At 44.5% G+C, this 15,401-nt stretch carries 12 protein-coding genes; all 12 read right to left on the reverse strand.

Features of this window, described 5'->3' with window-relative positions:
* Window positions 1-5 precede the first annotated feature (5 nt).
* Window positions 6-212: a hypothetical protein gene (locus tag EYA81_RS19555; protein ID WP_035447288.1), complete on the reverse strand. Its 207-nt coding sequence runs from the start codon at window positions 210-212 to the stop codon at window positions 6-8.
* A gap of 105 nt (window positions 213-317) precedes the next feature.
* Entirely contained in the window at window positions 318-1,877 is a 1,560-nt protein-coding gene (locus EYA81_RS08105; RefSeq protein ID WP_131225604.1) for a DUF4434 domain-containing protein, read from the reverse strand.
* Between the two features lie 30 nt (window positions 1,878-1,907).
* Window positions 1,908-2,915 (reverse strand): GRP family sugar transporter, encoded by a 1,008-nt coding sequence (locus tag EYA81_RS08110; protein WP_057281451.1) that lies wholly within the window; start codon window positions 2,913-2,915, stop codon window positions 1,908-1,910.
* Window positions 2,916-2,945: 30 nt separating this feature from the next.
* Complete coding sequence (gene rbsK / locus EYA81_RS08115) at window positions 2,946-3,842, reverse strand: ribokinase (protein WP_117601550.1); 897 nt, start codon at window positions 3,840-3,842, stop codon at window positions 2,946-2,948.
* A 33-nt stretch (window positions 3,843-3,875) separates the two neighbouring features.
* Window positions 3,876-6,653 (reverse strand): glycoside hydrolase family 2, encoded by a 2,778-nt coding sequence (locus tag EYA81_RS08120; RefSeq protein WP_035447296.1) that lies wholly within the window; start codon window positions 6,651-6,653, stop codon window positions 3,876-3,878.
* Window positions 6,654-6,662: 9 nt separating this feature from the next.
* Window positions 6,663-7,550, reverse strand: coding sequence for an ROK family protein (locus EYA81_RS08125; protein ID WP_227186983.1), 888 nt, complete (start codon window positions 7,548-7,550; stop codon window positions 6,663-6,665).
* Entirely contained in the window at window positions 7,550-8,611 is a 1,062-nt protein-coding gene (locus EYA81_RS08130; RefSeq protein ID WP_035447300.1) for an SIS domain-containing protein, read from the reverse strand. Before EYA81_RS08130 ends, EYA81_RS08125 begins: the two co-directional genes overlap by 1 nt.
* A 74-nt stretch (window positions 8,612-8,685) precedes the next feature.
* A complete protein-coding gene (locus EYA81_RS08135; protein ID WP_131225605.1) occupies window positions 8,686-10,296 on the reverse strand; it encodes a DUF4434 domain-containing protein in 1,611 nt (536 codons plus the stop codon).
* 5 nt (window positions 10,297-10,301) lie between these two features.
* Window positions 10,302-11,813: an ADP-ribosylglycohydrolase family protein gene (locus EYA81_RS08140; protein WP_131225606.1), complete on the reverse strand. Its 1,512-nt coding sequence runs from the start codon at window positions 11,811-11,813 to the stop codon at window positions 10,302-10,304.
* Window positions 11,810-12,877: a DUF4434 domain-containing protein gene (locus EYA81_RS08145; RefSeq protein ID WP_035447304.1), complete on the reverse strand. Its 1,068-nt coding sequence runs from the start codon at window positions 12,875-12,877 to the stop codon at window positions 11,810-11,812. Before EYA81_RS08145 ends, EYA81_RS08140 begins: the two co-directional genes overlap by 4 nt.
* 21 nt (window positions 12,878-12,898) lie before the next feature.
* Window positions 12,899-14,002 carry an SGNH/GDSL hydrolase family protein gene (locus EYA81_RS08150; protein ID WP_035447306.1) on the reverse strand — a complete coding sequence of 368 codons (1,104 nt, stop codon included), beginning with the start codon at window positions 14,000-14,002 and terminating at the stop codon, window positions 12,899-12,901.
* A gap of 10 nt (window positions 14,003-14,012) precedes the next feature.
* Complete coding sequence (locus EYA81_RS08155) at window positions 14,013-15,395, reverse strand: DUF4434 domain-containing protein (protein ID WP_131225607.1); 1,383 nt, start codon at window positions 15,393-15,395, stop codon at window positions 14,013-14,015.
* Window positions 15,396-15,401: the final 6 nt, after the last annotated feature.

Raw genomic sequence — 15,401 nt, forward strand, 5'->3', positions numbered from 1 at the left:
TCAGTTCACTCTACAAGAGTGATTTTTTTTACAAAAGTAACTCCATGATAAGGGACTTGTGTCCAAAATCCCCCTTTATACTCCCCTAAATCCTTTTGATGCCACAAATCACGAACAGAGACTTTTTCTGTATTTCCAAGGCTGCACCATAGACTATTAATCTGTGGAACCTCAGGTGCTTTGGGGGTTAGGATATATTTCTCCTTTGCCATCGATTTTGACCAAGAAGGAATTGGTACAATTTCCCCGCGGCCTACACAAGCAAGAAACAGCCACACCGTTAATAAACACAAACTCACTCTCATCTCAACTGGTCTTTATTTTATCACCGGATTAACAAACAACTCATCCATATACACTTGTTGCGAAGCTTCGAAAGCCACCTTCATATAACGGATGCTTTCATCCAATTGATCAAATAACAAGTTTTCAATCCATGCATCATGCCGATTGTTCGGGAAATGGGGAGTATCCTTGATAGAAGCTAATCTATATTCTTTTCCATCCAACGAAGTGAACAGATAAACTTTCAGCGGCATACCTATTCCATCTAAATTATAGTCCAGCATACGAAGCATGACTTTCCGTAGTCTGGTCTTTTTCTGCAAATCTACCACAAGCTCATGATAACCTTTCTCGAATTTCACCCAACGGGCATCTTTACTGTCTTCCTCGGCAACCCTGCCATCAAGCAATGCCTTCAAATCCGCTTTTCCCAACACCATGTCAATGGTAGCCCCGTTAGCCAATCTCTCCATAAAGGCAGCTTCGGCCAATTGCCAGCAGCCAATCCGCCTTTTCCAGGCCATATAGTCATTGTATACTTTATGTGACCACACCGGTTGCCCCAACTGATAAGTTGACGTGGGGCTTTCTATGATTCCACAAACCATAAATGAGATAATCCTGTCAACCCCTGCCACAGAAGCAGCCACTTGTTGAGATAAAAGACGCGGATAAGCGGCAGGAATCAAGGCCGAAGAACGGTCGTTGGTTCCCTGTTCCCAAGTGAAAGTCTCACAATTGGCCCACATCTCAATATTCAGACGGTTGTGGATGTCTCTCAACCGTTTCCAAGTCTTCTTTAAGCGAGGCAACATGAATTTATCGCGTACACAGCCCACTTCGTCCTGATAGGCTATGATGTCGACTTTCAGCTTTGCCAATTGTTTCTCATACTCCGGATTATCAAAATCAGACAGTCCGATACCATAAGGAGAAATCAGTGTCTTCTTATCCGGAGTCAATGCTCTTGCCTTTTTGGTCAATGCATTAACCGATTGTACAGCATGTTCTGCAAAAATGGGGCAAAGACAATCCTCTACCGGCAAATACCAGCCATAAAAGGCTTTATGATTTTTATAAAAGACGGCCAGTTCCTCCATAATTTGCAATTGGCGTTGTTTGATAGCAGGATCCTGCAAATTATCATCCTGGTCTTTTGCCCATCCAGTACTCATAAAAACCTTCATGTCATATCGGGCAGCCTCATCAAGAATGGCTTCCACAGGACTCTGTTTATCTTTATCATACCACCAGGGCATTAATTGAGAGGGATAATAAGCCTTACTCTCATTGGCAACTTCCATGAATACCAGATATTCAATGCCCATAGCTGACAGTTCCCGCACTTTAGCTTTCCATAATTCCGGATCCGTATTATCAAAACTCTGCGGATTGGTATATCTATTACGTACATCCTTATATGCCAGATTTATCCAAGTACCAGTAATGGGCTTCACCCTCAAAACAGATTCCTTCACCTTCTGTTTTCTCTGTCGGCCAGGAACATCATTGCCAGCAAAAACTACTGCCGACGGCAGTACGGCTGATATCATCAGTACCCCCAATAGGATTGGCAGAAAAATCCTCTTCATAATATACACATTTTTTTAATTAATAAAAGATCAATTGCCACCGGACGTAATAATTAACGCCAAACCTAAAATAAAGAGAATAAACATCAAGGCAATCAATAGATTAGTAGATTTAGAAGCCCCTTTGAATTCCTTCCAAATAAACACCCCCCATAATGCGGCAACCATCGTAGCCCCTTGTCCCAACCCATAGGAAATGGCAGCACCGGCTGTTCCGGCAGCAATATAACTGCACGCTGTTCCCAACGCCCAGATGGCACCCCCCAAAATACCAACCAAATGAGTATTCATATTTCCTTTGAAGTATTGACTGTAAGCCACAGGCACCCCCGTAAAAGGTTTCCTCATTAACAAAGAGTTGAATAGAAAGTTACTGATAAAGATACCTATTGCAAACACAAACAAGGCAGAATACGGAGTCATCATACCAACAGCAGGCGATTCCAGATTTTCCAAATCCATAGCAGCGGCGACAAAACGATAGAAAAACGCCATCAGAATACCAGCGCAGACAGCGATCAGAACTCCTCTTTTTCGGACAGTCTGACCTGATACTTCAGAAACTTTACTGGAAGCAATCCCATTAAAAACAATGGCCAACACAATCAAGAAGACACCCCCAAAAAGAGTGACAGGATCCCCCTTCGGTACACTAAAGTAATTGACAAATACGCCTAATACCAACGCCAACCCCACCCCTATCGGGAAAGCAACCGACATACCAGCCAACGACATGGAAGCCGACAACAATATATTCGAGGCATTGAATATGACGCCACCCAGAAAAGCGCTCCAAAAATTCTCCATACCAACTTGCTGCAAGTCCTGCATAAATCCGCGTCCCCCTTCTCCAATGCTGCCCAGTGTCAAGCCCCAAACCAAAGAAAAAAGAAGTATACCAATCACATAATCCCAATAGAACAATTCATAGCGCCATGTTTGGGCTGACAATTTTTGAGTATTTCCCCATGATCCCCAGCATAACATCGTGACCCAGCACAACGCTACCGCCAATCCGTAACTTTCAACTATAAACATAATCGTGATATTTAATATTGTTTTTAATGATTACAACTCTTCACGGTAAGGAATAGAAGACTGGGCTCCCATTCTGGTTACAGCTATGGATGAAGCTTTTGAAGCCATCACAGCAGCTTGTTTCAAGTCCATGCCCTCTGACAATCCTACGCACAAAGCCCCATTAAACGTATCTCCGGCAGCTGTAGTGTCAATAGGCTCCACTTTGAAAGCATCTATACGATAAGAAACGCCCTCTTCCCTTATAAGACATCCTTTCGAACCCAAAGTGATAATTACATTCTTTACCCCCATCGCGCAAATCTCTTCCGCCACTTTCTCAACATCGGCATCATTGGCAATCTTTATGCCCGTAAGCATCTCCGCCTCGATGCGGTTCGGAGTGACCATGTACAGATGCCGGAACAATTCTTTGGGAAGACTGCGGGCAGGAGCCGGATTCAGCACCACCTTCACTCCTTTCCCGAAAGCCTTTCTGGCAGCATACTCCACTGTTTGAAGCGGAATTTCCAATTGCATCAAGAGGATATCTCCCTCACACATTTCCTCCAACATTTTATCCACATCTTGTTCGTTCAACAACATGTTGGCACCGGATGCCACTACAATACTATTCTCCGCATGATCGTCCACGCTGATCAGAGCTACTCCGGAAGCAGAATCTTCATCGAGAGCAATATATCTTGTATCAATTCCTTCCTTTTTAAAATAACCGACAGATTGCCGACCTAATACATCATTCCCCAATTTTGCCATAAATATCAGATTGCCGCCCAATCTCTTTATTGCAACAGCCTGATTTGCTCCTTTTCCACCCTGGTTCATAAAGAATTCCCCTCCCAGAATCGTCTCACCGGGAGCAGGCAGATGAGAAGTTCTCACCACCATGTCCACATTGGAGCTGCCAATCACTATAATTTTTTTCATAACACTATATTATAAATAAATTCAATCTATTCATCATCGTGCCCGGAAGAACACAGGAGGTGTATCTCCGGCATCGGATACTGCCACACGAGCCGTTATTACCTTTTCATCTCCCGGAAAGAGCGTAATAAAATTGTCACTCCAGAATACCGGATTAATCTCCTTACCCCGGACGTCCAGCAAAGTCAGATGATTGAAATGGGACAAACGATCCGATTCGTTCTTCAAACAAATAGAAAAGACATATTCCCCTTCCTCTTTGGTAACTTCAACCTCCTCCTTCAATTCCGGTTTCTCCATAGAAGTGAACCAAAAGAAATCCATATGCTGGGAATAGAACCAATATAGGTTCTCGGACAGAAGTTTACCGTATTTATCATGCAGCTCCAGCTTCACAAAGTAATTATAAGAGTATTTTCCACACCGGGGCACCGTAACAATCTCCTGATAGCAATCGGGAGAAACAGTTATCCGCTGGGAGTCCTCCCAAGCCACTTCCATGTCATTGTTGATAACTTTAGCCGTCACTTTCACGTCTTGCAGTGTCTGATGGGAGGCATTAATCACAGAAACCCTGAAATCATTCGCATTCAACTGTACGTGCACCGGTTCCATAGCTTTTTTTGCAAAATAATAAGAAGCATTGGGAGCCAGATACCAGTCGTATATCTGCCAGCACACATCGGGCCAGCAAGAATTAATCTTCCAAATCATCACACCGGAAGTAATATCCCACATCCGGTGATTAGCCGCTTCAAACATAGCGCGATAACCATCGGCACTCAGAAACTGGGCATTGTCGGCATATTCTTTTGCCGTCTTCGGATCACCGAACATTGTGCGAATGGCATTGTCATAAGAGCGATAGCAATAATTACTTACATCCCAAGCACCATGTTCAGCCCAAATGCTATCCAATGGGAAAATAGGGCTGTTTACATTAGCCGTACTCTCCGCGGTAGGAATAAATTTCCGGAGGCTGTTGTACGTCGGCATGGAAGGCATCCCCAGTTCATTGCGGAACATCTGCAAATGGACCTCACGCACTTTATCAAAGAAGTAGGAAGAAGGCGCCCAATTATAGTCGGGCGCACCGTCATCCGTCGTACCTGTTGGCAGATCTTCTTTCAGATAAGGAGTCAAGGCGTCTACATCCCAATGAAAACTGGTAGTCGGAAGATAAACACGCGTAGTATCGATACTCCTCACTTTCTCCTTGGTCAGCTTGTACAAGCTTTCATTCATCAAGACCTCATTGGCTCCTATCCATGAAATAATAGAAGGGTGATTGCGATAGCGGAGCATCATATCTTCCACTCCTGCCACCGCCAGACCATGATCCAGAGGATTGTCAGCAGTTTCAGTTCCGGGAGTCATACGGAAACATTGATAGAAAACATGCCACCACATCAGGCCATATTTGTCAAAACTTTCAAACCAGGTTTCAGAAGGAGACGGCATATCTTCACTGCCAATCAGGTTGATGTTCGCCTCTGCCATCAAGCGGGCTTCATCATAGATACGTTTTTCAGATTCCTCCAACAAGATGTCCGGCTGTATCCAACCGCCCTTACAGAATATCCGCTTGCCATTCACATAATATACACGACCACATTCATCTCCCACCCGGTTCAGTCCACTTGCCACCTCACGGATTCCGAAATCAAACTCTTTGGTATCGGACACTTTTCCACCGATGCTAAAAGACAGTTTCATGTGATGCAAGTATTGCTCGCCATACCCATTCGGATACCACAAATACGGGTTTTCTATCAGCAAGGAAGGAAAGTCCTCAGGGGTCAGTTCCACTACTTTTCTCTCACCGGCACGCAGGGCTACTTTCTTCGTCAGCTTGATTGGCTTGAGGTATCCCTCCATATGCTTGGTATAAGTGGGAAATTTGACTTCGTTGAGTAATGTAATCCAAGCATTCACCTTTCCCTCGACAAGCTTTGCAGAAGTATTCCTCACTTCAAGTTTAATATTGACCTTTGCAAGCCCAGTGTCAACCTTCATAGGCATGGTAGTGGACTTTGGTAAAGTAGTGATAACAAAAGGATTTTCAATCAACACCTCGTCCGTGGCTTCCACTATCACTTTCTGGTAGATACCCATATTCCGGTCGCGAACCACGGGAGCACAATCCCAGCCACCGGATATCTTCAATGTCTCATCCTTAAAGATATCGTAGGAATGTCCGCGTACAGGACCGAATACTTTCAACTGGGTGCCGGGAGTCGGGACGCCCGGATGATCCACCTGATAAATTTTTATCGCAATGCAATTGTTGGCTCCGGCACGGGCATATCCGGTTATATCAAGTTTAAAGCGACGAAACATACCCACAATATCTTTTTTATCAGCAACCTGACGACCATTTACCCAGACATCTGCCCGGTAGTTGATGCCGTTCAAGGTCAGCCATACCTTCTTGCCTTTATATGATTTGGGAAGAACGACTTCCGTACGATACCAGTATGGATCTTGCCAAGGATTACGGCCACTTTTCAGGTAGTTGTATTTAGATAGATCCATCCGGGCATTAAATTCATCCGACACATCCGGAATCAGGTAATTATTCAGGCCGATTCTCGGATCAGGATATACGTTTTCCTTCACCAAAGCGTTCAACACGGTAGTGGGCACAGTGGCCTGATACCATCCGGCAGTGGGATAAGACAATTGCGAAACCTCAGCAGCTCCGGCGTTTAGCTCGGAAGAATTGATAATCTTCCAGTTCTCCAGTTCAAGAGATTGGGCATTGACAAACAACATGTTACATATCAACAGTATAAAAAAGAGTTTTCTCATAGTTTCTTGTTATTTTAATATTAATGCAGCCGCACCAATAAATCCGGCATTGTCTCCCAAGGCTGCAGGCAGCAAAGTAGTATGCCGGGCTGCTGAACGACAAATGAATTTACGAAATAGCCACTCTGCCTTGTCCCAGTATAAATCGGAAGATTTCAGAACAGATCCGCCTATGATGACAATTTCGGGATCGGTAATATTCACTGTCCATGACAAAGCATGAGCTAATGCCTGGGCAAAAGCATCCCATACCTGCAAAGCCATTTTATCACCGGACCGTGCCAGTTCGGCTATACGATAAGCCGGCAACTCCTCCTTTGTATATTCTTTATAAAGACGGGTGACGGCATTGCCGGATACATAATCTTCCAATATCCCTTCTTTATAAGGTGAAGTCCATACTTCTCCAGCACAACCGGAATGCCCACGCCATACTTTTCCTCCATTAATCCAAGCACATCCTATCCCCGTTCCTAAAGTGAAACCCAGGACTGAACCGGCATTCCGACCCGCTCCCCATAATGCCTCTGCATAAATCAGCGCATTGGCATCATTATCAAGGATCACCCGCAACGGAAATGCTTGTTCAACGGTGTCTTTCAACGGAAAATAGTTCAAAGTGGGAAGATTCTCAACATCCAGCAGTATACCTTTACCTATATCGAGAGGTCCGGTACACCCGATACCAATGCCCTGAATATCGTAATCCGCAGCATCAGCCAGAATATTTTTCAACAGAGAAAACAAATTGGCAATAATTACTTCGCCGGGTTCTTTCGGATTAGTTGCAATAGTACGGGGAGAAGCATAAACCAATCCCTCTCCGCCAACAATACCCGCACTGATCTTTGTGCCTCCGATATCGACTCCTATGGCTACCTTTCTTCGTCCCATCATTATTCTATTGAAGTCACTTTAGCACCATGTGTAAAACTGCCGGGCACTAGTTCCATTTCTTCCGCCCAAGCATTCACTATCAGCTGAACAGGAACAATGGACGGAATTGCAAACAAATCAGGGTCTCCGCAATGAACATTGATTTCCAGCAAATTCACACTTTCAATGCCGGAGGAGATATCCGACACCAGGATCACTTTACCATTAAAAGACAGAACATCAGCCATAAGCCTGATGCTCTGCCGATAAACACCGGACCGTGAATGCGCATAAATGATACAGATAAAGCCAGGGCCTACCATCTCTAGTGGGCCGTGGCGAAACTCACCGCCCAACAAAGCTGAAGCCGGAGTCTTGGTAGCCTCCATAAACATCAGGGCGGTTTGGGCAGCGCTTGCAAAAACCGTACCCCTGCCTATCACTTGAACAAACGGATGCCCACTTAAAAAAGCGACCGAACGGGATAAATAAATCCCCCCTTTCTCAAGCTGAAGACCGACTTCCCGAACGACACTATCTAAAAGAGCATTATCCACCCTGCGACCATCCAATGCTCCTGCAAGCAGATACACTACCAGATAGGTGGTGATAAATGTCTTCGTAGATGTCATTTCCTCCCTCCCAGCCTTACATAGCAGACTGAGAGTAGCCATCGCCGCTAAAGAACTTCCAGACTCATTTGTGACCCCAACCACTGTCAACCGTGAATGATGCCGTTCACCAAGTTGTTTAAGCAGTTCAATCACCTCATAGCTCTCGCCTGACTGTGAGATGGCAACCAATAAAGTGCGCTCTGTCAGAACTGAAGACTGAAAATGCAATAGCTCCCCGGCATTGATAGCAAAAGCGGGTATATTATAAGCGGTCATCATGGTCGCGGCAGCTTGCGATACAAAATAAGAACTTCCCATACCGGTAAGTACTATTTTGTCATAGTCACCGGTTGTCCACAGAGTACAGACAGCATCCAAACGCTCCTTTCCTTCTCTTGAATGATAATAGCCAAGAGTACGTTCCAACATTTCCGGTTGTTCTTGTATTTCTTTGATGAACTGATTCATAAAAAATATTTGTTTTTTATTGATTAAACACTACCAATTCCGCTAATGAGCTATTTTATTGCATCAGCAATAGGTCATTTTCCTTCAATATACCTCTTATAACCTTCATAAGTGTCCGTTCCCGGCTTAAAGGTAGCCCAACTGAAATTCGTAATATGATCGGTAAACATTCCGGCAACCCTTAATTGTTCTTCCAACTCTGACCAAGGCTTGGTACGCATTGTAATCTTCGGACACCAGCATTCCTTAAACGACTCGATGTCTACCCCGAAAATCACTCCGTTGGCATCGCAAGCTTTCTTTATTTCGGCAAACCAATTGGGCAGATCCACATCAAAGTCCACCAGACAACGTCCGCCTATGTCCTGAAGATAAAGAACATCAATATCGGGTGTTTGGGCAAATATCTTACCGAACCACTCCCCACAAAGATCGGCCGGCATGCCACGCCACAAGGCAGGAGCGATGCAGACTTCCTTGGGAGATTTCGACTTTATATAAGCCGCCACCGTCTGCAAATAGTTGGCCAGCATGGAGAGTGAAGGTTCTTGCTGCCACCCCACGGGATAGGAGCCATCGTGAAACTCTTCCGTTATATACCAACCATCCAGGCAGGGATGATTTCCCCAAAGGGCAAACAGTTCATCAAAGACCTGCTTGTTCCGCTCTACGAGGAAGTCGTATTGCTCGGGGCTTGCAGTGTCTTTTTTGCTATAATCACCGGGATAAAGCCCTACGATAAGCTTCATTCCATTCTGCTTGGCAGCCTCGAACAGCCGGTTCATGATATCATATTGTTTCGTGACCCAAGGAAGTTTTGTTGGAGCATAAAAAGAAGTTTTTTCTTCTGCACGGTCATTGAACCCCTCGGCATACTGTATAATCCAGGTATCAATGCCCACCTCTTGGCTTGCTTTAAACTCCTTATCCCAATCGGTGTTTTCATATACCCCGTCCAATTGAATAAACACACTGGAAAACTTTGGAGTCCCTTTGAACTCGGGAGCATAAGAAGTCAACTGCTCCAGATTGTCAATGCAGAACGAACCGGTACACATTACACCCTCATCATTGGTCACTTCTATCCGATACCCCTCAAAGCGGTTCAGCATCAGTTTATTATCCCCCATATCATGTCCCTTGACAAAAGTAAAGGCTTCGTATGGCATCACCACCCGAGTCCACTCTTCTTGAGTCAACACCTCTTTGTCCACATATTCAAAGAATTGCCAGCGCCCTTTGTCGTGCAGTGTCCCCTGGGTGAACATGCCTGCATCTTGAATTATCATAAAACGGAATGTACCCTTGTTGTTCTTATTACCCTTCACCCAAATGGAAAGTCCCAGAGGATGAAAAGATAAATCACTGCGGTAGTCTCCACCACTTTGCTGGATATACACCGATTCCGCTTCGGAAGAATTGCCGGAAAAAGAGTATCTGATTTCAAAACTTCCTGCACCTTCTACACAGTCATCACTGACAAAACGGTCTATCGAACTTTTAGGCGAGGCAGGAGTTACCTTCATATCATACACCACACAATTCATCTCATCATAAGCGTTCAATGTCTTCACAGCACGAGCTTCTGTCAAGATATCCTCGCTTGTGGGGAGCTGCTTATTGCTGCAAGCTGCCATACATAGCAACAAAGAAGACAAGGTTGCCAGAATCATTCTTTTTTTCATGGCTGTCATTTCGTTGTATAGGTTATAATTTCGGTAATCCATATCTTTCCGCCGGACACGGGATTTTTCCATTTAAAAGTCACTGCGTGCTTACCCACCGGACAGTCGTAGCAGAAGAACAACTCGCACTTCCGGTGATTGAGTTCCTGAGGCAAAGCAGTGGTCTCATGCAATTTCCCATCTATATACACCTCCATTTCGGCCGTATAGTCTGTCGGAAGAGCACCTGCGACGTACCCCTTCACCACCAGACCTGTGCCTACGAAAGTGAATGAATTCACCTCATCTATCGATTTTTCAACAGTAAGTTTGCCACTAACTTTCAGGTCCTCAAAGGCCACTTCCAACGCAACAGGACGAATATCCTCCCGCTTGATTTCAAAAGCATTCCCTATTTTCGCATTTCCATGCTTCCGGAGCATATCACAAGCATGTTTATAAGTCATTTCGTAAGCCTTGTTCAGACTTATGTCTGTATGAGAAAAAGGCCGGTCTTCCACCTCATACAAAGTCCCTTTCCAGTATTCGGGAATGTTGCTGTAACCTATCATGGTTCCCAATATACCTGCTGCCGATGCCGGGTTGCAGTCAGAATCCTGCCCAGCACGGGTAGAGATATCAATGGTTTTTGTAAAATCACCCTCTCCATAGAGCAATCCTAAAAGGATGTAGGCCCCGTTGATTTTCGTACCGATATTAAAAGAATTGTGGATGCCTTCGGGACAACTGATTTCTTCGCTCCACTTGTTCTGCAGTTCAAACCAAGTACGCTTCCAGTCATTGGGATATTTCTTGTGCCAACGAATGACATCGGACATGCACTTGTGAAAATCGCTTTCCTCCGGTATGATTTTAAGGGCTTCTTCCACAATATACTCCATATCATCACTGACATAGGCCAAAGAATACATGGCTGCAACATACACCCCCCCGTACCAACCTTCGCCATAAGACATGATGTGACCTACCTTATCGCAAATTTCAGCCGCTTGATTGGGCATCCCAGGCGACATAATTCCGGCAAAATCAGCCTCAATCTGGAAATCGATACAATGGGCATGAGGGTTGTTCTTCCAATGCCCGCTCTGAGGAGCTTTCATTCCTTGCAGCAGGTTATAGCGCGCTACCTGATTGGCATGCCACAAGGGATATTCCGTTCGCTTAAAGGCAACGGCAAACGAATCCACCGGAGCATCCAAACCGCATCTTTCAAAGACTTCGACAAATGTCAAATCTACATAGACATCATCATAAAGTCCCGGAAAGCTATCGTACCATTTTTTCACCATGTGTTCATTCCAAGGAATGGGAATATAATCCTGAATAATAGTTCCCAGGAATTTGAATTCGGTGGGACCACCATAACTGCACCCTAACGTTTGCCCGGCCCAAGCACCTTTCACCTTATCCTTCAGCACTTGCTCTGACAAAATTCTCTTTTCGTTCTTTTTAAAAGCAGCTTTTACTTCAAAGGTACCAAACAGAACCAATAAAGTCAAGAGAAACACTTTTTTCATTCACACTTCTTTTGATAATGATTATACCATTCTGTATATTGCTCATATAATTTTATAGAATCCGGATGCCCTGCCACAATATCTGTATCAGGTTTGTTCATAATGCCCAAATATTGATAGCAGAGCACCTTATCCACATAAGGGGACACAGCTTCCAGCTGCCTGATAATGCGTTTGCCAAAATCAGCAGGAAGCAAATTACCACCGGTTCCATCCTCAAAATAAAACAATTCGACATCTGCCCACAAACGAGCCCTGCAAGCTTTTTCATGCGCCTTATACAATATTTCATAGAACTTGGCCGAGTCTTCCAATGAAGTATGGTTCACTCCCACCCCGTCCTGATAGGCTATGATATCAATATTCATCTTCTCCAACTGACGAACAAAATGATCATCAAAACGGGCTTCCTTGATAAAATAAGGGGCTATCAGGTTCACACAATTGGGCGTCAGGCGTTGGGCAAATGCCGCAGTCTCATTGACATAGTTCACACAAGCATCCACAAAATAAGGTTGCAGCATGGCTTCATTCGGAAAATACCACCCATAAAAACACGCATGATGACTGTACCTCTCAGCTATCTCTTCCATCGCCTGGAAACGAACTGTCTGTACTCCCTTGTCCAACATCATGTTGTAAGCATCTAAATCGCCCCAAAAATCATTGCTGACAAAAAATTTGATACCACATTCATCTGCCGCAGAAAGGACAGCTTCCAGCGGGTCATCACACCCCATTGGAATCCGAGGAGCAATTTTAGAAGGATAGAAGGGTTTGCCGGCACGAGCCACTCCCATCAAAACCAAATACTCCATACCGACCTCACGGATTTCAAACACCTTCCTGCGCCATTGGTCGGCAGTAAAATGGGCCAATGCTTCATTCCAATACCCGCCTTCGGCTGCCGAATGTTGAAATTCAAACCAAGAGCCCGAAATAGGCTTGGTCTTCTTGTCCGAACACAATGTGGTGGCGGCAGCAGGAACTGCATGCATAGCTTCGGGTATGGTCACAGCCACACTTCCCAAGCCTAAATATCTTATAAAATCACGTCTTCTCATCTCTTGTTCTTTTTTTCTGTTTTACTCAATAATTTTATCAGCCAATTCCCACCCCATGAGGGTCGAGATATAAGGAATTATCCACATAGCCATTTTCCTATGTCCACTGTATCCGGGATGCCAGGCTGCACCCAAATCTGTTGTCCTGTTATAAAGTCCTTCATCCAGCCTCAGCAGAAAGAGTTTCGGATCATTCAATTCAGACACTATTGTTTCATAATAACTGAACACCGGAGCCTGCATAGCAACCGGATAAAGGCAGAGAATAGGAATATTCCCATAATGCTCGCGCAACTGTGCTATTATCTGCATATAAGCTTTTACAAACTCTCTCTTGTAAGGATGCGGTTCTGTAGAAAAATCGTTCGAGCCTAAATTTATAACCACCAAATCCGGTCGATAGCCCGTGAAATTCCATTTAACAGTAAGGTCTTCATCAAGAGTATTTAGCATTCGGTCTTTCATCGTTACTTTCGACACCCTCACCGAATCACCGTAGTTACGGGCTACTCCTCTGCCCGAATGGGCAACCAACGTATAATCGGCATCATAATAGCGGGCTACCATGGCTGCAAAGGCATGATTACAGTTTTCCGTTTCCACCCCAAAAGGCTCATCACGGTGCCTACCATCCACCCCATACCCACAAGTAAGCGAGTTGCCGATAAACTCAATATGACGGGTACGCACAGTAGGACTTGCCTGCAACTGTCCCGAAGCAGAGAGCACAAATCGGTGGATGGTTGTCTTTCCAAACTCTCCCTCAGAACGTTTTTGCATCCTCAAGCTATGAAGACGCTTATCTATCCCCGACACCACATTAATTAGAGTATCTGTCCCGCACACCTTTACAACCCGGTGCAGTTCATCATCCACAAACACATTGTAGTAGCTTGTTCCGGTTTCAGAGACTATCAAAGAGAGTCTTCCGCCCGTAAAACGAGTCTCCCAATAGGTGCCCACCCAATCGAAAGATACCGACCCGTCCGAGGAAACCAGCGTTCTGCCAACATATCTCACGGCCGGATCATTCCCTTTGAAAACCTTGCCACAACTCTTAGCAGCAAGCTCCGACAGGCAACACATCTCTATTAGGATAAACAGGTATAGATAACAGCGCTTCATCACTTTCTTTTTATTTACGTGTTTTATTCCTATATTTCAGTTCTTTCAAATATCTCATATACCCATTGAACAAGTTGATTGTACGCGCTTCGCCCACACGGATAGACATCTCCGGATCGTTGAAAACACCGGGGAACTGATAGCAAAGGATCTTCTCGAAATTGTCAAACAGATTCAAATCATGAATAATCTGCTCTATAGGACGGGGATACAAAGAATTGTCCGGATTGAATAGAAAAGCCTCAAGATCGAACCACAAGTGCGCATTCGCCTCATCGCAAACCTTCTGCAACAAATCGGCAGCCTCTTTGCCGCTTATATCGGTTGCCGGCATACGTGCAAAGCCGAATGGACAAAGAATATCCAGATATTTCAATAATTCCGGATAAGTATCCATCCCAACAGGGACATCAAAACTATTAGTGGCAAGCATTATGGGTTTCTCAGGAGCTAAAGCACTACAAAACTCCTTAAATTCCTTGAAGAAATGTACTATTTCAACTTTTCTTTCCTTACTGCGTTGTGGATCTGGTTCCCAGTTATTTAGGCCCCCACCACTTTCTTCGGATACATAGAAAGCATAAAAAGACTCATGATGCCCATACATATCCCACAGTTCTTTGGCAACCCGTTTGTGCCATTCCAAGGACTCGGGGGTAAAGTCGAACCAAGCGAACATACCAACCCCCATCAATACTTGCATTCCTTGCTTATCCGCTTCCGAGAGAATGGCTTCGATAGGATCTTCAGCTGCAATGTCCATACGGCCGGGATATAATTTAGAAGGATAGAAAGCCTTCCCCGGATAATCCTCAACGGTAGTAGAACTTCCGATATAAGCTTGATGGCGAAATACTTCCTGAATTACCACCATATCCATCTCAATCTTGTGCATGGAACGAATCATCTCTCTCCAATGGTCATCGGTCATCTTTTTGATATCTTGATTCCAGTGCTTACCTTCCTCTTCACTCCAATGATAAATACCCGTCCATGCACCGGAAATCTGTTGTATAGAACGAGTATCCAAATTGATAACCTCTACATGCTGAGCCTTCCGATACACTCGTTTTCCGTCAGAAACCTTCAGAATAACTTTATGCTTACCGACTTTATCTTGCATAGGAAGTACAATTTTAACCATGTCCGACTGTCCTGCAGCTATCTGCAAAGTAGTATCACACAGTAAAGCGGATGTTTTTTCCTTACCCCAATACAAAGATACACGATAGGTCCGTAAAGAATTACCATGGTTTACAATTCCTCCCCGGATATCCAAATTAATTTTATTTGATATTTTCCCGGGAGGAATCAACGTCAATCCCACTCGCTCATCTGCATGTGTGTAGAAGACCGACAGTAATGAGAAAAGAATTAAAAATATATATTTCATAATTTA

This window comes from Bacteroides sp. A1C1 (genome assembly GCF_004328515.1).
Lineage (GTDB): Bacteria > Bacteroidota > Bacteroidia > Bacteroidales > Bacteroidaceae > Bacteroides > Bacteroides uniformis.

What these genes read in the sequence shown, in the direction of transcription:
- EYA81_RS19555 (WP_035447288.1), bottom strand. Translation starts at nt 212, where the DNA reads ATGGCAAAGGAGAAATATATCCTAACCCCCAAAGCACCTGAGGTTCCA.
- EYA81_RS08105 (WP_131225604.1), bottom strand. Translation starts at nt 1,877, where the DNA reads ATGAAGAGGATTTTTCTGCCAATCCTATTGGGGGTACTGATGATATCA.
- EYA81_RS08110 (WP_057281451.1), bottom strand. Translation starts at nt 2,915, where the DNA reads ATGTTTATAGTTGAAAGTTACGGATTGGCGGTAGCGTTGTGCTGGGTC.
- rbsK (WP_117601550.1), bottom strand. Translation starts at nt 3,842, where the DNA reads ATGAAAAAAATTATAGTGATTGGCAGCTCCAATGTGGACATGGTGGTG.
- EYA81_RS08120 (WP_035447296.1), bottom strand. Translation starts at nt 6,653, where the DNA reads ATGAGAAAACTCTTTTTTATACTGTTGATATGTAACATGTTGTTTGTC.
- EYA81_RS08125 (WP_227186983.1), bottom strand. Translation starts at nt 7,550, where the DNA reads ATGATGGGACGAAGAAAGGTAGCCATAGGAGTCGATATCGGAGGCACA.
- EYA81_RS08130 (WP_035447300.1), bottom strand. Translation starts at nt 8,611, where the DNA reads ATGAATCAGTTCATCAAAGAAATACAAGAACAACCGGAAATGTTGGAA.
- EYA81_RS08135 (WP_131225605.1), bottom strand. Translation starts at nt 10,296, where the DNA reads ATGAAAAAAAGAATGATTCTGGCAACCTTGTCTTCTTTGTTGCTATGT.
- EYA81_RS08140 (WP_131225606.1), bottom strand. Translation starts at nt 11,813, where the DNA reads ATGAAAAAAGTGTTTCTCTTGACTTTATTGGTTCTGTTTGGTACCTTT.
- EYA81_RS08145 (WP_035447304.1), bottom strand. Translation starts at nt 12,877, where the DNA reads ATGAGAAGACGTGATTTTATAAGATATTTAGGCTTGGGAAGTGTGGCT.
- EYA81_RS08150 (WP_035447306.1), bottom strand. Translation starts at nt 14,002, where the DNA reads ATGAAGCGCTGTTATCTATACCTGTTTATCCTAATAGAGATGTGTTGC.
- EYA81_RS08155 (WP_131225607.1), bottom strand. Translation starts at nt 15,395, where the DNA reads ATGAAATATATATTTTTAATTCTTTTCTCATTACTGTCGGTCTTCTAC.